Genomic DNA, 20,695 nt, shown 5'->3' on the forward strand with positions numbered 1-20,695 from the left:
GTCAACGCTCCAGATAAGTCGTCACGGGATTGAGGTGCTTCGCGTTGTAGGCGGCGAGGGCCACGGCCATTTGTTCCTGAGCCGGCGCCGGCGGAAGGATGAGTTCGAGCGCGTTGAGCTGATTCGTCTTCCAGCCGCCGACGAGGTCGGGCAGCCACGTCGACGTATCCCGCTGCACTTTCAATTCGACCGGCACAGGGTATTCGTAGCCGAACTGTTTCTGGAGCGCGTCCTTCGGGTCTTCGACCAATTTATCGAGAAACTTCGGGTCGTTCCATGCGAGGGCGATCGCTTGGATGATCACGGCTCGGAACTCGAGAAACTGGTCGTAGGTCGGTAAGATCGGCGATGGTTGGGTCATTGCGCTTCTCCGGTGGTTGAGTGTGCCACTTCTTCCAGCATGCGCAGTTCGGTCTGCGCTATTTCAACGATGTGCCACATGGCTCCCTGGCGCGCCGCGTCGAGCGCCTGCGTGCAAGCGTCTCGCGCCGCGGCGAACGATCCGCCGTCGCGGCTCTCGCGCAGACAGCGCGCTTTCGTGAGCAGCAACTGCGGCAGGTAATAGGCCTCGCCCGTCGAGTGCGACAGTGCGAGGCATTCTTCGATCACGGCGAGCGCGGAGGGCCAATCGCCGTGCCGCGCATCGAAATCGGCCAGCAGCGAGGCGTAGAACGTGAGCCCGAGCAGGCAGCCCGTTCGTTTCAGCGCATCGACGTTGGCGGCCGCCGTGGCGCGATCGTCGACGCACCATGCCTGCATGATCGCGGCGTAGCGCTCGACGGCATTGAGCCCGTAGATCCTCGACAGATTCAGAATGGCCGCGGACGTTTCGCGGGCGCCGTCGCGATCGCCGACCCATTGCTGCATGCGCGCCAGATACATCATCGTCACACCGATCGTCGGCAGATTGTCGCTGCAAGTTGCGGCCCATACGGCGTCGCGCGCTTGCGCCACCGCTCGCTCGGAGTCGCCGTCCATGCACCAGTGCACCGCTGCGAGCGAGGACATCGCCCAAGCGTGCGTATCGAGGCCGAAGACGCGGCGATGATCGTGATCGCGCGCGGGGACATACTGGGCGAGGGCCGACTCGAGCGCGACGCGCGCTTGCGCGTAGGCGCCGTCCATCCAGTGGTTCATGGCGAGAATCGTGTCGGCCACCATCGCGAGATCGTCGTGGCCGGACGTGTCGGCGAGCGCGGTCAGTTGCGCCCCGATGCGGTGCGACGCCGTGCGATTGCCGGCGACGTGGTGATAGAGCGCGACGGTCCACAGCGCTCTGCCCGCGAGCGCCGTGTCGGATAGCGTGGGGGCTTGCGCGAGCATGCGGTCGGCGGACTCCAGCACGTGCGGCGCCCCCCATCCATAGCGAGCCATCAGCGCGTGGGCGAGCGTGAGATCGATCGCCACGCAATCGGCGTCGTGGCCCGGATAATCGCAATGGCCGAGCCATTCGCGCGCCGCTTGCGCGTAGTGGATCGCATCGTCGTGCAACGCGCGCTCGAGCGCCCGGCGCGCGGCGCGCATGCCGAACGGCACCGCTTCCGCAAAGGCATGGGCGCGCGCGAAATGATCGGCGATGCGCGACGAATAGGCGACGGAGTCATCGCCTGCCGCGTGCTGCGACAAGGCCTGGGCGACGCGCAGATGGCTATGGCGCCGCGCCCTGGCCGGCATCGATTCATAGGCGGCATCGCGCAGCAGCGCGTGACGGAAGACGTACGTGACGCCGCTTATGCGGTGTTGCGCATAAAGGATTCGGCCTTCGAGCAAGCGATGCAGATCTTCTTCGACGACGGTTGCGGAATGCGGCGACGCATGCGTCAAGAGCTGCGCGTCGAATTCCAGCCCGATCGCCGAAGCCAATTGCACCGTGTCGCGCGCGCCGTCGACGCGTTCGAGCGCAAGCTCGAGTACTTCGCGCAAACTGCCGGGCAACGGGCCGGTTTCGCTCGTCGCGAGCGGCGAGGCGGGGGTGACGGGCTGCGCGAACGCGCCGCGCGACTCCAATTCGCGCACGAGTTCTTCCACGAAAAGCGGAATGCCGTCGGCACGGCTGACGAGCCGGTCGAGCGATGCCGCATCGACCTCGACGTCAGGCATCAACGTCGTGGCGAGCCGGCAGGCGGCGGCGCGCGAGAGGCGCCTCAGCGAGAGCCGCTCGGCACGATGCTTCCACCGCTCGAGTTGCTCAGGCCGCGACGTCAGCACGACATGGACACGCTCGCAGCGTGGATGCCGCAGCAGCGCGTCGAGAAACGCAATCGAGACGCTGTCGATCCACTGCGCGTCTTCGACGATCAGAAGGACGGGGCCGCCGGGGCTCAGCGATGCCACGAGTTGGCCGAGCATATCGAACAGCGCTTGCTGTTGGCGTGCGCCGGACCAGCGCGTCAGATCGGCACCGAGCGGCCGCCCAAGCCATGCCGACAGCGTCGCGCGCGCGGCCGCGAGTTCGCTTTCTTCGAGTTCGAGCAGGGGTTGGAGCGCGAGCAACGGATCGGGGCCGCCGGGCGCTCGGGCATCGAGGTGCCAGCGCGCCTTCACGAAGCGCAGCAGCGGCGCGAGCGCGTGATTCGTCTGATCGGGCAGGCAGACGCAGTCGGCGTAGGCGTGGCCGCGCGAGCGGACCGTTTCGCGCAGCTCATGCACGAGGCGGGATTTGCCGATGCCCGCCTCGCCGACGACGAGCGTGGCGCGCGCGCCTGCCGCGCGGCCCGGCCCGTTTGTCTCGACGCCTTGCCACGCGCGCAGCAGCGCGGCGAATTCGCGCTCGCGGCCGACCATCGGCTGTGCCTGCCCGTGCTCGAGGGCATCGAACGGCGCGTGCTCGTAACGCTCGCCGCGCAATTCGTGGACTGGCTGCGGCGCCGATCCGGGAAGCGCGAAACGCTCAGGCAGCGCGATCGAGTCGATGTGGCGCTCGAGCCGCCGCGCGGTATCGCCGCTGAGCACGATGCGCCCGGGACCGGCCGCGCGCAGCAAACGCACCACGGCGCTCGCCGTCGTACCGCCCGCCATCGCGCCCGCTTGCGATGCGATCATGCCCGTGTGGATGGCGGCGGCCACCTCGACGCGCACGGCGGCGCCGCCGCTCGGGCCGGATCGCGCTCCATCTTGCTCGAGCGATTGCGCCGCATGCCGCGTCATTTCGAGCGCGGCGCGGCATGCGCGCTGCGCGGGGCGATCGATGCCGTCGGGGTAGCCGAAGTAGAACAGCAACGTGTCGCCCAGCGCCCCGACCGCGTTGCCGCCGTAGCGGATCGCGATATCGGTGCAGCGCGTGAGCCATTGCGCTTGATACGCGTCTAGCGCTTCGGACGAGACGTTGGCCGCTTCCGGCGCATCGTCCGCGACGATCGAGACGCTGCAGCTCAGCGCCGTGGCTTGACGGACCTCCGCGGCGCTGAGCGATGCGGCAGACGGTGCGTCCGGTTCTCTGCTGGACCACGAGGGTGCAGCGCGGCGCGCGGGACGATAGCGCAGTGCGCCGACGAGCGCGGCGAAATGGACGGCTCGGAAGCGTTCGGCGAGGTCGTCGGCCGAATCGGCGCGTTGCCGCGGATCTTTGTTCAATGCATCGCGCAGGACGGCGCCGAGCGGATGGGTGGCGATGGCGGGCGGCAAGGCGACGTCGACGGGGCTCAACTGCTGATAAAGAATTTCCGCCACGCTCGCGCCCTGCATGACGGGCTGACCGGTCAGGCATTCGATGACGACGAGGCCCCACGCGTAGAAATCGCTTTTTGCGGTGGGGGGTTCGCCGCGCAACTGCTCGGGCGAGCAGTATTGGGGCGAGCCCAGCACCTCGTCGGAGCGAGTCAGCGTGAGCTCATCGCCGAGCTGTGCATTGGGGAGCAGCGTGCCGATGCCGAAATCGAGGATCTTCGCCTGCAGCGCGCCCTCGGTCGATACCACCATCACGTTTTGCGGTTTCAGGTCGCGATGGACCACGCCGCCGCGGTGCGCGTGCGCGAGGCCGTCGAGGACCTGCGCCATCAAGGCGCCCGCGGCTTCGGCCGGCAACGGTCCGTCCGCCGAGAGCATCGCGCGCAGCGTTCGCCCCGGAACGTGTTCGAACACGGTGAAGAGCCGCCCGTCGGCCGTTTCGCCGCTGTCGAGCAGCGCGACGACGTTCGGATGAGCGAGCCGCGCGCACAGCTGTGTCTCGCGGCGAAAACGAGCCCGCGAGCGGGCGCGCTCGCTTGCATCGCGCGTCGAGTCTTCTCTGAGGACCTTGATCGCGACGCGTTCTCCGGTATCGACGCGCGATGCCTCATGGACACGGCCCGTCGCGCCCTCGCCGATCAGCGGGCCGAGCCGATAATGGTACTGGCCTACCAGTTCGCCGTCGGGTTGCGGGCCATGTGCCGGAGCAGGCGCGGCGGGCGTTGCCGAGGCCAGCGGAATGGGCGTCGTACCCGACGAAGGGAGTGCGCGAGACATGTACCGGGCTTTAGCGCATCGACGCGCGAGCAATTTCGATCGCGGACGGCTCGAGCGACGAAGCCTGTGTGGGCGCAGGCCGGGTTTGGAGGGCCGCGCTGAGAGGGGACTGGCATTCGAGGCTATCGGCGCGCACGATGCGAAAGGGCATCGAGCCGAACCGCACGCCGCCGCGCCGGCGCTCGACGAGTTCCGGCGAGCCCGGGGTCAGCACGGCGCCGAACTGCATGCGTGCGCGATGAATCTGAACGTTGACGTGCGACAGGTCGAGCCCGAGCATCTGCGCCAGGATTTCGAGGTCGATCCAGCCTTGCGAGGCGTTGTCGTAGCCGGCTTGCGCATCCGCATGGCGCTTGCGCGCGAGCGTGACGAGGCAATAGTGATGAGCGCGCATGCCTAGATCGAGCGCGGCGCCGCGCGTATGCAACGTGGCCGCGACGTGCTCCTCGTTGCGGCTGACGCTGAAATCGATGCGCTGCAACGGTGACTCGCATTGCGCCGCGCTCGGCAGGGCCGCCGTCGTGTCGTGCGGGGCGGCTTCGGCCGGGGCGTCGAGATTGGTCACGTGCCAGGGGGTCGATGCCGGACTGCCGAAGTGGAGGATGTCGCCGATGCTCAACGCAACGTGCCGGCCTTCGCTGACGAGCGTGCCCGAGACGAGCGTGCCGTTGCGGCCATGATCGTGCAATTCCCACCGCGCGCCTTTCCAGCGGATCGTGGCGTGAATGCGCGACACGAAAGGATGCTCGATGACGGTATCGCAGCGGTGAGCATCCCGACCGACGACGTGATCTGCCCGCAGCAAGCAGGATTGCCCCGTGAGCCCGCTTATCAGTATTGCCATTTCGCTACGCCTTTAATGAACGCGCGATCGTCATGCGGCCGCGCCGCGCGCATTCGTCGACGGCTACGTCAATGCGTTCAACGAAATTCGAATAGATGGGCTTCGATCATAGGGAAGTCGTAACTCGCCTGCAAGCTGTGATTGCGTGTAATTGGGTGTAATGGACGAGATATACAGAGCAGTCTATTTGTATCGGGTTGGGCCTGATGCACGGGTCCGATGGAGTCGATCGCGATGCGTCTTACATGTATTTCGCGAGCGCCGTCACGGCGGCCGCGGCGACGATCAACAGCAACAACGCGAGCGTTGCCGGCGCGCGCCGCGGCTCGCCGACGTCGACGGGCACGGTTTTGCGACCGGTCAGCATCGGCCGCAGCAGATTGTGACCTTTGACGACGGCATAGAGGACGATCGCGAACACGTGAAGCGCGACGGCCGCGACGATCGCGTCCCACAACAACGCGTCATGGAGCACCGAGATCGCGTAGGCGATCGGCGCCGGCACGACGGCGGTCAGCCGTCCGACGTCCGAGACGTCGTTGTAGTCGAACAGCCCGGTCAGCGTTTCGCCAAGCAGCAGCGCCAACAGCAGCAGAACCATCCAACCGCCGGCCGGATTGTGGCCTACTTGCAGATCGGGGCCGCGCTCGCGCTCGAATAGATGCCGCAGGTGGCGCACGGCGGCGGCGGGCGCGGCGACGAAGCTGTGAAAGCGCGCGGTTTCGCTACCAATGCAGCCCCACAACAATCGGAACAATACGAGCGTGAGCAGGGTCTTGCCGATCCGGACGTGCCAATCGAGCAGATTCAAACGGATGGTCACGTAGGCCGCCACGACGAGCACGACCGTGAGCCAATGAAAGAGCCGCGTCGGGACATCCCACACGCGTACGGTGTGCGCCGAGGGCTGTCGCGGCTCGGCTTGTCGTTCGTTCGTCTCCAAGCGCCTACCTCCTATCGCCGGTGCCCGTTCGCGGGGCGGGTGCCCCGAAGCGTCGGCCGATTTCCGCGCGATGGCGCCATTGTGCCCCCGTTCTTCGCTTTCGATCGCACAGGTCAAATATTCGTCATCACGATTTCACACTAGGCGTAAACGCGTGGTCCGGGGCGGCCAAACCCTGCTGTCATGCGGATATAAGCGCGCTGACATGGGCTGCATGCTCCTCGTCTGATAGGCCGTCGATGCGGGTTCCTCTAACCTTCGCTACGTCGAAGCGCATTGACGACCCCAAACCTACCTACTAGATCCGAGACAAACCTGACGACGGCTACCGAGGCCGTTTCAGCATGCTGATAAAGGAGCAACCTCATGAGTGATACCCCCGCGCAGCCGACCGTCGGCGTCGGCTCAACCACCGGCTTCGGCCCATCGGGTGTCATCGATCGATACTTCGGGATTTCCGCGAAAGGCAGCACGCAGCGCGGTGAAATCGTCGCGGGTGTCACGACTTTTCTGGCCATGGTGTATTCCGTGTTCGTCGTGCCCGGCATGCTGGGCAACGCGGGCTTCGATACGAGTGCCGTGTTCGTTGCCGTCTGCCTCACGACTGCGTTCGGCTCATTGCTGATGGGCTTATGGGCGAAGCTGCCGATTGCAATCGGCTGCGCGATCTCGCTCACGGCGTTCACCGCGTTCGGGCTCGTGCTCGGCAAGGGCATCTCGCCTTCGGTCGCGCTCGGCGCCGTGTTTCTCATGGGGATCGTCTTCACGGGCATCTCCGTCACCGGCGTGCGCTCGTGGATATTGCGCAATCTGCCTGCCGGCGTCGCGCACGGGACCGGAATCGGCATCGGCTTGTTTTTGCTGCTCATTGCATCGAACGACGTCGGTCTCGTCGTCAAGAACCCCGGCGGCGGCTTGCCGCTTGCGCTCGGCCACATCGGCGCATTTCCGGTGATCATGTCCGTGATCGGGCTGGCCGCGATCTTCGGCTTGGAGAAGCGGCGCGTGCCGGGCGGGATTCTGCTCGTCGTGGTGGCGATTTCGCTGATTGGTCTCGTATTCGATCCGAGCGTGAAGTATCACGGCATCTTCGCGCTGCCTTCGCTGAGCGCACCGGGGCATGCGTCCTTGATCGGTGCGATGGACATCAAAGGTGCGCTTTCGGTGGCGGTGCTGCCGAGCGTGTTCGCGCTCGTGATGACGGCCGTGTTCGATGCGACCGGCACGATTCGCGCGGTGGCGGGGCAGGCGGGTCAACTCGACGAGAACGGGCGCATCATCAACGGCGGCCGCGCGCTGACCGCCGATTCGTTGAGCTCGATTTTCTCCGGCTTCTTGGGCGGCGCACCGGCCGCGGCTTATATCGAATCGAGCGTCGGCGTGGCTGCCGGCGCGAAGACGGGCCTTGCCGCCGCCGTGGTCGGCGTGCTGTTCCTCATCGTCATGTTCTTCTCGCCGCTGGCCGGTCTGGTCCCCTCGTATGCGACCGCGCCTGCGCTGATGTACGTCGGGCTGCTGATGCTGTCGAACGTCGGCAAGCTGCATATGGACGACAAGGTCGATGCGATGTCGGGCCTCGTGACTGCCGTGTTCATCGTGCTGACGGCCAATATCGTCACCGGAATCATGCTCGGCTTCGCGACGCTCGTGATCGGCCGCCTCGTGAGCGGCGAGCACCGCAAGTTGAACGTCGGCACGGTGTCGATCGCTGTGGTGTTGGTGGCGTTCTACCTTGGGGGCTGGGCCATTTGAGCTGAGCACGCTGCCATTCGAGGCGCGTTGTCGAATGACGTTGCAGCAGGGTCGGCAACGTCGTGACGAGACGATGCGAGGTAGTCTCCTTCGCCATTTTCTTCGTTGGTGGATTGAAGCCCGGGAACGGTTGTTTCCGGGCTTTTTTTATGGGCGAGTGCGAACGGAATGCGAAATCGGCTTGTGGCTCAGGCGAGAGCGTCGAGTGTACGCGTCGTCAATCCCCGATGCGCGCGGTGTGTCATTTTGTGCAAAGGTGGGCTGTAGATTCATCGAGGGATGATATATTTCGCGACAAACGAGATTCGAGGGTATCGTAAAGCAACATTGCAATACCTTAATAACGACTTACAAATTCGGGGCTTAGAGAGATGCCGCGCAGTACGCCTGATTTCCACTCGCCGCGCAATGCGGCGACGTCGTCGAGCATTGCTGTAATCCATGACAGGCGGATCGTGCGCGCTGGGCGCACATAACCCGTTGCAGCAGGCTCATCTATCGAATGCCTCCGGGCGCACCTAGCCACACTGGCCAGTGTGCGGATCCATTCGCATGTCGTCTCCGGTGATTCCTTTCCGTCTTCCATTAGCATTTCCATAATGATCATGCGTACTTTGCACTCGTTTCGCCCCGTCGCCCAATTGGCCGTGGCCGGTATTCTCGCGTTTGCCCTGACCGGTTGCGGCGGGGGCGGTGCGGCAACGACGACCTCTTCCGGGACGACGTCCTCCGCTCCAACCTCCACCCCCTCGGCCCCGGCAGTGCAAGTATCCACGCTCGCGGGATCGGGCGCGACGGGCTCGGCCAACGGGCAAGGCACGGCCGCGTCGTTCAACGATCCGGTCGGCGTCGTCGTCGATGCCAGCGGAAACGTATGGGTAGCCGATACGGGCAACCATCTGATCCGCAAGATCGACGCGAGCGCCAGCGTGACGACGGTCGCGGGCTCGGGTGCTCCCGGCTCGGCCAACGGCCAGGGAACGGCCGCGTCGTTCAATTTTCCGAACCGCATCGCCATCGATTCGAGCGGAAACATCTATGTTGCCGACTCGACCAACAACCTGATCCGCAAGATCGACGCGAGCGGCAACGTCACGACGTTTGCGGGGTCCGGCGCCTCAGGCTCGGCCAATGGCCTTGGTACGGCCGCATCGTTCAATTTCCCAGCCGGCATTGCTCGCGACGCGAACGGCAACCTCTATGTGGCCGATTTGGGCAACAATCTCATTCGCAAAATCGACACGAGCGGCAATGTCACCACGTTTGCCGGGTCCGGCGTTCAAGGTTCGGCCAACGGGCAAGGCACGGCCGCGTCGTTCAACGGTCCGCGCGGCATCGTCGCCGACGGCAGCGGAAACCTGTACGTAGCCGACTCGCGCGGCAACCTCATCCGCAAGATCGACGTGAGCGGCAATGTCACGACGCTCGCCGGTGCCGGCGCACAAGGTGCAGCGAACGGGCAGGGTACGGCCGCATCGTTCAATACCCCCGAGGGCGTTGCTGTCGATGCGAGCTCAAACGTGTATGTCGCCGACACCGGCAACAACCTCATCCGCAAGATCGACGTGAGCGGCAACGTCACCACCCTCGCAGGTTCCGGCCAAGGATCAACGAACGGCGGCGCCACGACCGCGTCGTTTTTCTCGCCGTCGAGCATTGCCGTCGACGCAAGCGGAACCCTATACGTGGCCGATACGCTCAACAATCTCATCCGCAAAATCGTGATTGCGCATTCATAACTCGGCAAACTGAAACGTTTTTCCCTCTTTCGTCCCAGAACGGTTCAGGGCGCCCCAATTCCCTTGAACTGCCGTTTTCGGCTCAGTCAATAGAAACGACCGGCCGCCACGCGATGAGCTAGGCGGTACGAACAATCGCCCCCTGGAGGAGACGCTCGAGGGGGGCTCCCCGCGCCCGCGCGCGGCACGGTCTTCTATCGGAGGAGCCGTCTCATGTCATCTGAGCCAGGCATCGATTCCCGCATGCTTCGCCGCGTCGCACTCGCCAGCGTGATCGGCGCGACGGTCGAATGGTACGACTTCTTCTTGTTTCGGGGATTTTCGCGAGCGGTCTCACGCCCATCATCGCCACGGCGCTGTGGAAGCTGAGCGGGGGAAAGTGGTGGACGATTTGCGCATACGCGCTGTTTTCGGCGCTCGTATCGGCCTGTTCGGCACGCGCGATCGAACGCGGCCGAAATGGTCGCTTGCCATCCGGTGACAAACGGGCGGTGAGCTTGTCCTGACGCCGGGAGGTGGGGGCGCCCACCTCCCCACCAGCCGCCTTTTCACATCCGAAAAGTCTTCGCGGTTTCTTCCGCCGTATGCCGAAGATCGGGCTCGAACGCAAGCAGATCGTCCAACGCCATTCTTCCCACGGGGGCTTGCACCGCAATGGCCGCGCAGGCGCGATGGCGGTCGAGCATCACCGGTACCGCAATCGCTATCAGGCCCTGCAAGTGTTCCTCGTTGTTGATGGCGAGCCGGCGCCGCCGTGTCACGGCCAGTTCTTTGCGCAGCGCGTCGCGGTCGGTGATGGTTCGCTCCGAATACGCACGCAGCGGAAGCGTTTCGATCATTCGCTCTCGCCGGTCTTTCGGCAGAAAGCTGATCAAGAGCTTGCCGCTGGCCGAGCAATGCAGCGGCACGTGCGAGCCCGGCTGAAGATGCATGCGCAGCGGCCATTCGGTTTCGACGCGGTCCACGTAGACGACGTCGTTGCCGGACAGCATCGTCAAGTTGCAGGTCTCTCCCACCTTCGCGACCAGTTGGTCGAGCAGTACGTGCCGCGCGGCGGCCGGGCCCGCGTGCATCAGCACGTTCACGGCCAGCGTGCGCACGCGCGGCGAGCATTCGTAACGCTTGTCGCCGGCACCGCGCGTGACGAGCCACGCATCGGTCAGCTGAACGAGGATGCGATGCACGGTTTGCTTCGGCAGGCCAAGTTCGTTCACGAGATCCATCAAGGAGAGTGGGGCGCCCGCCGCCGCCAACGTTTCGAGTACGCGAAACGCACGCACCGCTGCCGCGTTCGATTGATTCGATGTCGACATCGTCTCCTCTCTTGATCGCGTGGTGCCGCCGCTGAGCACACTAACTGCATTGTGTATCGGAATGCCCGGATTTCGGGACCCGGGGAAGTCCCGAAATCTGCGGTTTTCGTGGTGAGGCTCGGTGCTGTCGACGAATGCTCGAGAAACGGGACTCGCGATGCGCCGGCGACGCCTAGATTGGCTCTACCGCTAATTCTTTCGATCGGAGTGCCACGTATGAATGTCAGGGCAACAGCTACCGAAACCGCCGAGGCGCATGCGGACGAGGCAGTGAACGAGTGCGTCGCCGCGCTCGTGGCGCGGGCGCGCGAGGCGCAGCGTGCGTTCGAGTTCTCGGGCCAAGCGACGCTCGATACGGCCGCCGCCGCTTGCGCGTGGGCGATCATGGAGCCGGCGCGCAATCGCCAACTCGCGGAACGGGCGGTGCGCGACACGAGCCTTGGAAACATAGACGACAAGATTCGCAAGAACTGGCGTAAGACGCTGGGGTTGCTGCGCGATCTACACGGGCAGAAGACGTGCGGCGTCGTGGCGAATGATCCTACCAAGGGCATCGTCGAGATCGCGCGAGCCGTGGGTGTCGTGGCCGCGGTGACGCCGTCCACGAATCCGGCTGCGACGCCGGCGAACAAGATCATCAACGCGCTCAAGTGCGGCAATGCGATTATCGTCGCCCCCTCGCCGAAGGGGCATTCGTCTTGTGCGTTGCTGATCGACTTCATTCATGCGGAATTCGCCAAGGCTGGGCTGAACCCGGCGCTCGTGCAGTGCTTGCCCGCGCCCGTCAGCAAGGCGGCGACGGCCGCGCTGATGCGGCAGGCCGATCTCGTCGTCGCGACCGGTTCGCAATCGAACGTGCGCATGGCCTATACCAGCGGGACGCCCGCCTTCGGCGTCGGCGCAGGCAACGTCGCGTCGATCGTCGAGCGATCGGCCGATCTGCACGATACGGCGCACAAGATTGCGCTGTCGAAGACGTTCGACAATGCGACGAGCTGCTCATCGGAAAACAGCGTCGTCGTCGAAGACGCGGTGTACGACGCGATGTTGTCCGCCCTGAGCCGTTGCGCAGGCGTGCTGCTCGACGCAACGCAAAAGGCGCAACTGCAAGCCGTGATGTGGCGTGACGGCAAACTGTCCGAGCATTGCACGGCCAAGTCGGCCATGGAAATCGCGCGCGCGGCGGGGCTCGATGACGTTGCGAGCCGGGAGCCGCGGTTCCTCATGGTGGAGGAGACGGGCTTCGGTGCGGAGCACCCGTTCTCGGGGGAAAAGCTCTCTCCCGTGCTGACGATCTACCGCGCGCGCGACATCGCGGATGCGGCAGATATCGTCCGCCGCATCTACGCCTACATGGGCGCGGGGCATTCCGTCGGATTGCATACGGCGCGGGCAGCGCTTGCGGTGGCGCTCGGCGAGCAGCTTCCGGTGGCACGCGTGATCGTCAATCAGGCGCACTGTTTCGCGACGGGCGGCAACTTCGACAACGGCTTGCCGTTTTCGTTGTCGATGGGGTGCGGCACCTGGGGACGCAACAATTTTTCGGGAAACCTCGACTTCCATCATTACCTGAACGTCACGCGCGTCGCGTATCCGATCGCCGAAGAAATGCCGGAAGTCGATGCATTGCTCGGCGACTATTTCCGGAGGGTCGCCCGATGAGCGCGCCAGCGACCGTGCGTGCGCTCATCGATGAGCGCGCGATTCAACATCCGAACAAACCGTTTTTGCTGTGGGCCCCGGATCCTAGCGACGATGGGGGGCCGATGAGCGCTTCCCGTAGTGCGGCCGTGACGTTTTCGGTGCTGCGCGAGCGCTGCCGCCTGCTTCAGGCACGATTCCACGCGGCAGGCTTGCGGCCGGGCGACGTCGTCTCGGTGTTTCTGGGCAACGGCGTTCAAACGGCCACGCTCTTGCTGGGTGCGATGTACAGCGGACTCATCGTGCATCCGCTGAATCTGCTGTGTCAGCCGTCGCAGCTGCGCTATATCGTCGAGCACTCTGACTCGCGGATGATCTTTTTCTGTGACGAAACGTCCGACGCGATCGCCGCCGTTTGTGCCGAGCTGCGCGAGCAGGGCGTGGCCCGAGACATCGCGCTTGTCCACACGGCTCCCGATGCGATCGAGGTGCCGGCGTTGCCGGCTGCCGAAGCGGCGCTGTCCGGAGCGACTGAGCCAGCGAGCCTCGGGAGCGGCGACGAAGTGCCCGCATCGCTGCCTGACGGTCCAGTGCCCGCGGACGTCGCGCTGCTGATGTACACGTCCGGCACCACGGGCGCGCCGAAGGGCGTGCTGTTGAGCCACCGGAACCTGTTGGCCAACGCGCGCAGCATCAGCATCGAGCATCGGCTAGGCGCCGACGATCGCGTGCTGGCATCGCTGCCGCTTTACCACATCAATGGCCTGGTCGTGACGCTCCTCGCGCCGCTGTATCACGCAGGCTCCGTCGTCATGACGCCGCGCTTTTCCGCGCGCACGTTCTGGCGCGAGGCGGCGCGTTCCGGGTGCACGTGGATCAACGTCGTCCCCACCATCGTCGCTTACCTGCTCAACGCCGACGAGCCGCGAGGTCTGGACCTGTCGGCGCTCAGATTCTGCCGCAGCGCGTCGGCGGCACTCCCGGCCGAGCATCACCGGGCGTTCGAGGCGCGTTTCGGGATCGGCATCATCGAGACGATGGGAATGACGGAGACCGCGGCGCCGATATTCACCAATCCATACGAATCGCAACGGCGGCGGATCGGCAGCGTGGGCCTGCCTTCCGGCGCCCAGGCGAAGGTCGTCGATCGCCAAGGACGCGAATGCGCGGCGCACGAGGCAGGCGAAATCGTCGTGCGCGGCGAACAGGTGATGCGCGGCTACTACAAGCGCCCCGACGAAACCGTCAAGGCGTTCACGGCTGACGGGTGGCTGCGCACGGGCGATCTCGGATATCGCGACCGCGACGGCTACTTTTATATCAACGGCCGCTCCAAGGAACTGATCATCAAGGGCGGCGAGAACATCGCGCCGCGCGAGATCGACGAGGCGCTGTTGCGCCATCCGGGCGTGCTCGACGCCGCGGCCGTCGGCGTGCCGGACGCAGCTTATGGCCAGGAGATCATCGCGTTCGTCGTGCCGCGCGAGGTGAACGGGACGGGTGCCCCGAATGCCGACGAACTGCGCGCGCATTGCCTGCGCGAGCTCGGCCGCTATAAGACGCCCAAGGAAATCCGCTTCGTGACCGAGTTGCCGCGCGGTCCCTCGGGCAAGGTCCAGCGGCTCAAGTTGCTCGCGCCCGCGCCCGATTGAGGCGTGTCGGCTTCGGTGCATCGCGCGACGTGCGATCGACGTCGCCATCATCAAGAAAGAGATAGTAGGAGACAACAGCATGAAACAGCGTGCGCAACGCGTGAAGACGCGTCACATCATTTTGGCGGTGATGTGTCTCATGTATTTCATTTCATATATCGACCGAGTCAACATCGCGGTCGCCGGACCGTTGATTCGTCACGAAATGGGGCTGACGACCGTGCAGCTCGGACTCGTGTTTTCGGCATTCGCGTATCCGTATGCGGTCATGCAGATCATCGGCGGCTGGCTATCGGACAAGTTCGGTCCGAAGCTCGTGCTGACCGTCCTTTCGCTGATCTGGGGCGCGGCGACATTGGCGACCGGCTTCGCCGGCAGCGTCGCGATGCTGGTGGTGCTGCGTTTTACGCTCGGAATCGGCGAGGGCGGGGCATTTCCGACGGCCACGCGTGCGTTCACCTACTGGATGCCCGTTTGCGAGCGCGGCTTCGCGCAGGGCATCACGCATAGTTTCGCCCGGCTCGGTGGTGCGGTGACGCCGCCGCTGGTGCTGGCCGTCGTCGTAGCGGGCGGCTGGCGCGACGCCTTCCTCCTGCTCGGCATTGCGAGCCTCGCTTGGACGGTGCTCTATTTGTTCGTATTTACGAATTCGCCGGAGCAGAACCGCCGTATCACGTCTGAGGAAACGGCCGAGATCGGCTATCGAAACGGCGACTGCGAGCGAGCCAAGCAGACGGCAACGCCATGGCGCAAGCTGATTCACCGGATGTGGCTCGTCACGTTCGTCGACTTCTGCTACGGCTGGCTGCTGTGGGTCTATCTGACGTGGCTGCCATCCTATCTGAAGGAGTCGCGGGGATTCGACCTGAAGCATCTCGCGCTTTTCACGGCATTGCCGCTGCTCGCCGGTGTCGTCGGAGACACGCTCGGCGGCGTGGTGTCCGATCGGATCTACAAAATCACGGGCCGGTTGCGCTTGGCGCGTTGCGCGGTGCTCGTCGTCGGCATGGGAGGGTCGCTCGCCTTCCTGTTGCCGATGACGTCCGTATCGAGCCCGATCGAGGCGGTGTGGCTGCTGACGGGATCGTTCTTCTTCCTCGAGATCACGAACCCGGTCTTGTGGACGTTGCCGCTAGATATCGCCGGCAAGTATGCGGGGACCGCGGGCGGAATGATGAATACGGGCTTCGGCGTCGCGGGGATGATCTCACCGGTCGCCTTCGGTTATCTGATCGAACGTACCGGCAGCTATAACGTGCCGTTCATGGTATCGGCGGCTTTGCTCGCGTTCGGTATCGTCGCGGCGCTTTTCATCGACACGGCTCGCACGGTGGAGGCCGACGAGGAGCGCGAGCGGCGCGAGGGCACCGCGCAGCACGATGCGTTTGCCTTTCTGGACACGGTGCCGGCGGTGCGGATCGAGCGGCACACGCTGCGCCGGCCGCTTCGCTGGTGGCGGTGAGGCGGCGTGACGGCGCCGCGGCGAAACGTACGCATGGCCCGGCGCCCGTGGCGGCGGGCTGCGAGGAGCGTCGCTGCCGTTCAGATTCCGGTTGCCGCGAGCTCGGGCTTCGATGCGGCTTGCCGGGCGCGGTCTTCGAGAATCATGTCGGATGCCTTCTCGGCAATCATGATCACCGGCGCGTTGGTGTTGCCCGATACGAGCTCCGGCATGATCGACGCGTCGACCACGCGCAAACGGGAAACGCCATGTACGCGCAACCGGTCGTCGACGACTGCCAGCGGGTCGTGGCCCATTTTGCAGGTGCCCGCCGGATGGTAGATCGACTGACTGAATCGGCGGGCCGCCTCGAGCAGTTGCGCGTCGCTTCGATACTGCGGGCCGGGCGTGAACTCGGAGACGATGTGCGGCGCGAGCGCCGGCGCGGCTGCGATGCGCCGAGCGACCTTGATGGCCCCGACCACGATCGGATGATCGCGCTCGTCGGACAAATAGTTCGCGTGAATCAGGGGGTACTGCAGTGGGTCTGGCGAACGGATTTCGATATGTCCGCGGCTGAACGGCCGCAGCTGACAGACGGATGCCGTGAACGCGGAAAAAGGATGTGCGCCTTCGCCCGGCTTGTCCGCGCTGAGCGGCTGCATGTGGAACTGGATGTCGGGCCGGTCGGCGCTCGGGTTCGAGCGGGTGAAGATCGCGACTTGACTGGCGGCCAGCGTGAGCGGGCCGGTGCGCCACAGCGCGTATTGCAGTGCGATCCACGCCTTGCGCAGCGGATGGTTGACCTCGTCGTTGAGCGTGCGTTCGCGTGTGCGGAAAACCAGCCTCACTTGCAAATGGTCCTGCAGATTGCGTCCGACGCCGGGCAGATCGACCCGCACGGGCACCCCCGCGCGTTGGAGGAGTGCCTTGGGTCCGATGCCGGAAAGTTGCAGAATCTGCGGCGAGCCGATCGCGCCCGCGGCGAGGACGACCTCGGCCCGCGCGCGTACCGTCGTGCGTTCGCCGTGATGCAGATACTCGATGCCAATGGCGGTGGCACCTTCGAAGAGGATCCGGCACACCTGTGCGTGAGTGTGGACGTGCAGATTCCGGCGTGCGCGGGCCGGCCTCAAAAAGCCCCTTGCCGTGCTCCAGCGAAAGCCCTTGTGCGCTGTCTGCTGGAAGTAGCCGACGCCTTCCTGCCGGGCACCGTTATAGTCGGGATTGAAGGGAATGCCGATCTCTTGCGCGGCTGCGATGAACCGATCGGCGATCGGGCGGCGCAAGCGCAAATCGGAGACCTTGAGCGGCCCGCCTACGCCGTGATACGCGTCGGCACCGCGCTCTTGGTCTTCCGACTTCTTGAAGTAAGGCAAAACGTCGGCATAGGCCCAGCCGCGATTGCCGAGCGCTGCCCATCGGTCGTAGTCGTCGCGTTGCCCGCGCACGTAGAGCAGCCCGTTCAGCGAACTGGAGCCGCCGAGCACTTTGCCGCGCGGCCAATCGATTCGACGCCCTGCGACATGCTCATCGGGCTCGGTTCGATAGCACCAATCGAGTTTGGGATCGTGCATGGTCTTGAAATAGCCCACGGGCACGTGAATCCAAGGATTGGTGTCGGGGCCGCCCGCCTCGAGTACCAGCACCGCATTGCGCGAATCGGCGCTCAAGCGGTTGGCCAAGACGCAGCCGGCCGATCCCGCGCCGACGATCACATAGTCGACTTCCAGTTCCATGAGCGGCGTCCCCTGTCATTGCAGCGCAAGCCGCGCGATACCGTGCGATGCCATGACGGCCTGCTTCTCGATCCAATGTCGCGGAAGCGGTGGGCAGAGGCAAGCCGAGCGCCGCTCGCCGAGCAAAACTGAAACGGAAACTATCGATTCGGGATCAAAACGGTTCGAGGACCGACGAGAGCCGTCGGGGAGCATCGAGAACCGAGAACGGCACGGGGCACGGCCGTGCGCTTTGGCTGTACCAGTCGAAAGGAGCCCTCTGGTTCTAGCTTCGACCGAACCCGGCCGATAAGATTTCCCCGTATTTCCGATCGAAATTCGATGAAGCGTACGTGCCTGAGGAGAGCGGTGTGACGATGGAATTCATACGGGAGATGCCCGATCGCGTGGTGTCCGTGCGCGAGCATTTCGGCATCGACACGGCCCTGACGGTGCCGGCCTTCGGCGAGCGCGACGATCACGTGCCCGACGTCGATCCCGCTTATCGCTTCGACGAGCAAGTCACGCTCGCCATCCTCGCCGGCTTCACGCGCAACCGGCGCGTGCTGGTGCAGGGCTTGCACGGCACCGGCAAATCGACGCACATCGAGCAGATTGCCGCACGGTTGAACTGGCCGTGCGTGCGCGTCAATCTTGACGGACACATCAGCCGGCTCGACCTCGTCGGCAAAGATGCGATCGTCATGCGTGACGGCCGGCAAATCACCGAATTCCAAGAGGGCATCGTGCCGTGGGCATTGCAGCGTCCCGTTGCGCTGATCTTCGACGAATACGATGCGGGGCGGCCCGACGTCATGTTCGTCATCCAGCGCATTTTGGAGCGCGACGGGAGCTTCACCTTGCTCGATCAGAACCGCGTGATTCGTCCGCATCGCTACTTTCGGTTGTTCGCAACGGCGAACACCGTGGGCCTCGGCAATCTCAACGGCTTGTATCACGGTACGCAGATGCTCAATCATGCGCAGATGGATCGCTGGAACGTGGTCGCGACGCTCAATTATCTGCTGCCCGCGCAGGAGGCGGACATCGTGCTGGCGCGCGTTCCCGAAATGGCCGATCGCGCGGGCCGGGAGCTCGTCGAATCGATGGTCGCGATGGCCGCACTGACGCGAAAGGGCTTTGCGACGGGCGATCTTTCCACGCTGATGTCCCCGCGCACGGTCATCAATTGGGCCGAGAACTGCCAGATCTTTCGCGATCCGGCGCTCGCGTTTCGGTTGACCTTCTTGAACAAGTGCGATGAATCCGAGCGGCCGATCGTCGCCGAATATTACCAACGCTGCTTCGGCGTCGAGCTTTGCGAGTCGGCGGCGGACGGCGAGCCGGGTTCCAGCTTGCCGCGCGCATGACGTCGACGATGCCCTCGCACGAAGCCCTATGCGCCGCGGTGCGCATCGAGACGCTCTGTGCCGCCGCCGTGCGCGCCCTGACGGGAGACGCCGCGTTGCGCTATCGCGGAGGCCGGTTGAGCCGCGCGGCGCTGCCGCTTCCGCTTCATGCACCGCATTTGATCGGCAATCCGTACGAGGACGCGTTGCCCGCATGGCGCGGCGCGGCCGACTGCGCCGCGGTGCGGCTGCTTCATTCCGATCCGGCCTTGCATCGCGCGATGATGCCCGCTCATCGTGTCCCGCGTTTGCTGTTCGAACTGTTCGAGCAGGTGCGTTGCGAGGCGGTGCCCCAGCGCGGCATGCCGGGGCTCGCGCACAACGTCAGGCATCGCTTCGAAGGCTGGCTGCGCGCGTACCATCATGCTGGGCTCGCCGACGATCATCTGGGCATGCTGATTTATACCGTCGTGCAAGTCGTCTGGTCGCGCGTGACGGGCTGGCCAGTGCTCGAAGGCACGCAAGACCTGATCGAGGCCACGCGTGCCGCCATCGCGCCGGCGATCGGCGCCGAGCTTGCCGGCTTGCGCCGTCATCGGTTCGATCAACGCGCCTATGCGAGCGTTGCATTGCGATTGGCGCAGCGGGTGGCCGCGATGATCGATCAGGCGCGCGACGCATTTTCTTCCGATGCGAAAGACCCAACGCGTCAACGCGAGACCGCCTTGACGTCGTTCTCGCTGTGGGGTGATGCCGAGTTCGATTCGGAGCAATCGGGTGAAGCCTCCCCCGGCAGCGCCGTCGCGAACGGCCACGGCCTCGCCGGCCCGAATGCCGGCTATCGCGCTTACACGACGCAATACGATCGCGAGGTGCGGGCCGGGATGCTCATGCGTCCGGCTTTGCTGCGCGAGTACCGCGAGCAGCTTGATGAGCGCATTGCAGCGTCCGGTATCAACGTCGCCCGGATTGCCCGGGTGCTGCAGGCGGCGCTTGCCTCGCCCGAGCGCGATGGCTGGTCGTTCGGCGAGGACGAAGGGCGCATCGACGGTCGGTGTCTAGCGCAGGTCATCAGTTCTCCCGGCGAGCGGCGCGTGTTCACGCGAGATAGGGTGCGGCCGCGTGCTCATTGCATGGTGGGGTTCCTCATCGATTGCTCTGCGTCGATGAAGGCGCACGTCGAAAAGGTTGCGATGCTGACCGACCTGCTCGTGCGCGCATGCGAACAGGCGGGCGTGGGCACGGAAGTGCTCGGCTTTACGACGGGCGCTTGGAATGGCGGCCGCGCAAGGCTCGATTGGCTCGCGCGCGGACGGCAACCGCGTCCGGGGCGGCTGAACGAACTCAGTCACATGGTCTTCAAGCGTGCCGAAGACACCTGGCAGCGCGCGCGCCCTGATATCGCCGCGCTATTCAAGGCGGACCTGTTCCGCGAAGGCGTGGACGGCGAGGCGATCGAATGGGCGTGCACGCGGCTTGCCGCCCATCCGTGCGCGCGGCGGATTCTCGTGGTCGTCTCCGACGGCAGCCCGATGGATGCCGCAACGGCGCACGCCAACGATTCGGGGTATCTCGACGATCATCTGAGAGACGTGTTGGCACGGCACGAGAGGCTGCGCGACGTCGAAGTGATCGGGCTCGGGATCGGGTGCGACCCGAGCCTCTTCTACCGGCATTGCGCCGCGCTCGATCCGGCGGCTAGGCTCGATATGGCTCAGTTGGCGAGGCTAGCCCGATGGATCGGGACGCGTCGTTGATGTGGCGTAAGGGCGGCGGCTTAGAGGCGGCGGCTCAGGGGCGGCGGCTCACGGGCGGCTCAGGGGGGGCTCGGCGGCGGCCCGTCGCTGGCGATCCGTTTAA

The 20,695-nt window shown here is 65.0% G+C and carries 14 protein-coding genes and 1 pseudogene; 8 read left to right on the forward strand and 7 right to left on the reverse strand.

Features of this window, described 5'->3' with window-relative positions:
* Position 1: 1 nt before the first annotated feature.
* The 4 genes from ACTHNZ_RS24885 to ACTHNZ_RS24900 form a co-directional block, all read right to left on the reverse strand.
* Positions 2–361 (reverse strand): BMA_0021/BMA_0022 family TOMM bacteriocin, encoded by a 360-nt coding sequence (locus ACTHNZ_RS24885; protein WP_440545258.1) that lies wholly within the window; start codon positions 359–361, stop codon positions 2–4.
* Complete coding sequence (locus tag ACTHNZ_RS24890; protein ID WP_440545259.1) at positions 358–4,443, reverse strand: TOMM system kinase/cyclase fusion protein; 4,086 nt, start codon at positions 4,441–4,443, stop codon at positions 358–360. Before ACTHNZ_RS24890 ends, ACTHNZ_RS24885 begins: the two co-directional genes overlap by 4 nt.
* A 10-nt stretch (positions 4,444–4,453) precedes the next feature.
* Positions 4,454–5,287 carry an FHA domain-containing protein gene (locus ACTHNZ_RS24895; RefSeq protein WP_440545260.1) on the reverse strand — a complete coding sequence of 278 codons (834 nt, stop codon included), beginning with the start codon at positions 5,285–5,287 and terminating at the stop codon, positions 4,454–4,456.
* Between the two features lie 241 nt (positions 5,288–5,528).
* Entirely contained in the window at positions 5,529–6,230 is a 702-nt protein-coding gene (locus tag ACTHNZ_RS24900) for a cytochrome b/b6 domain-containing protein (RefSeq protein ID WP_440545261.1), read from the reverse strand.
* Positions 6,231–6,596: 366 nt separating this feature from the next.
* Here ACTHNZ_RS24900 and ACTHNZ_RS24905 point away from each other — a divergent pair, with 366 nt between their 5' ends.
* Positions 6,597–7,982 (forward strand): NCS2 family permease, encoded by a 1,386-nt coding sequence (locus ACTHNZ_RS24905; RefSeq protein ID WP_440545262.1) that lies wholly within the window; start codon positions 6,597–6,599, stop codon positions 7,980–7,982.
* Positions 7,983–8,319: 337 nt separating this feature from the next.
* Here the strand turns inward: ACTHNZ_RS24905 and ACTHNZ_RS24910 are convergent, their stop codons facing one another.
* Positions 8,320–8,589, reverse strand: a complete 270-nt coding sequence (locus tag ACTHNZ_RS24910) for a hypothetical protein (RefSeq protein WP_440545263.1) — start codon at positions 8,587–8,589, stop codon at positions 8,320–8,322.
* On the opposite strand from ACTHNZ_RS24910, the gene ACTHNZ_RS24915 reads away from it, so the two are divergent.
* Positions 8,588–9,721 carry an NHL repeat-containing protein gene (locus tag ACTHNZ_RS24915; protein WP_440545264.1) on the forward strand — a complete coding sequence of 378 codons (1,134 nt, stop codon included), beginning with the start codon at positions 8,588–8,590 and terminating at the stop codon, positions 9,719–9,721. The genes ACTHNZ_RS24910 and ACTHNZ_RS24915 overlap by 2 nt on opposite strands.
* Before the next feature lie 311 nt (positions 9,722–10,032).
* Positions 10,033–10,227 (forward strand): annotated as a pseudogene (locus tag ACTHNZ_RS24920) (MFS transporter); the annotation flags it as partial.
* Between the two features lie 42 nt (positions 10,228–10,269).
* On the opposite strand, the gene ACTHNZ_RS24925 reads toward ACTHNZ_RS24920, so the two are convergent.
* Positions 10,270–11,034 (reverse strand): IclR family transcriptional regulator, encoded by a 765-nt coding sequence (locus tag ACTHNZ_RS24925; protein WP_440545265.1) that lies wholly within the window; start codon positions 11,032–11,034, stop codon positions 10,270–10,272.
* Between the two features lie 216 nt (positions 11,035–11,250).
* Between ACTHNZ_RS24925 and sauS the strand changes: the two genes are divergently transcribed.
* From sauS to ACTHNZ_RS24940, 3 genes are all read left to right on the forward strand, one after another.
* Positions 11,251–12,696: an acylating sulfoacetaldehyde dehydrogenase gene (gene sauS / locus ACTHNZ_RS24930; RefSeq protein WP_440545266.1), complete on the forward strand. Its 1,446-nt coding sequence runs from the start codon at positions 11,251–11,253 to the stop codon at positions 12,694–12,696.
* Positions 12,693–14,327, forward strand: coding sequence for an AMP-binding protein (locus ACTHNZ_RS24935; protein WP_440545267.1), 1,635 nt, complete (start codon positions 12,693–12,695; stop codon positions 14,325–14,327). Before sauS ends, ACTHNZ_RS24935 begins: the two co-directional genes overlap by 4 nt.
* 79 nt (positions 14,328–14,406) lie before the next feature.
* Entirely contained in the window at positions 14,407–15,789 is a 1,383-nt protein-coding gene (locus ACTHNZ_RS24940; RefSeq protein WP_440545268.1) for an MFS transporter, read from the forward strand.
* Positions 15,790–15,869: 80 nt separating this feature from the next.
* On the opposite strand, the gene ACTHNZ_RS24945 is transcribed toward ACTHNZ_RS24940, so the two are convergent.
* Complete coding sequence (locus ACTHNZ_RS24945; RefSeq protein WP_440545269.1) at positions 15,870–17,507, reverse strand: GMC family oxidoreductase; 1,638 nt, start codon at positions 17,505–17,507, stop codon at positions 15,870–15,872.
* Positions 17,508–17,863: 356 nt separating this feature from the next.
* Between ACTHNZ_RS24945 and ACTHNZ_RS24950 the strand changes: the two genes are divergently transcribed.
* Positions 17,864–18,856 carry an AAA family ATPase gene (locus ACTHNZ_RS24950; protein WP_440545270.1) on the forward strand — a complete coding sequence of 331 codons (993 nt, stop codon included), beginning with the start codon at positions 17,864–17,866 and terminating at the stop codon, positions 18,854–18,856.
* Positions 18,853–20,592 carry a cobaltochelatase CobT-related protein gene (locus ACTHNZ_RS24955; RefSeq protein WP_440545271.1) on the forward strand — a complete coding sequence of 580 codons (1,740 nt, stop codon included), beginning with the start codon at positions 18,853–18,855 and terminating at the stop codon, positions 20,590–20,592. The genes ACTHNZ_RS24950 and ACTHNZ_RS24955 overlap by 4 nt, the downstream gene beginning before the upstream one ends.
* Positions 20,593–20,695: the final 103 nt, after the last annotated feature.

The organism is Trinickia sp., assembly GCF_051953955.1.
GTDB lineage: Bacteria > Pseudomonadota > Gammaproteobacteria > Burkholderiales > Burkholderiaceae > Trinickia.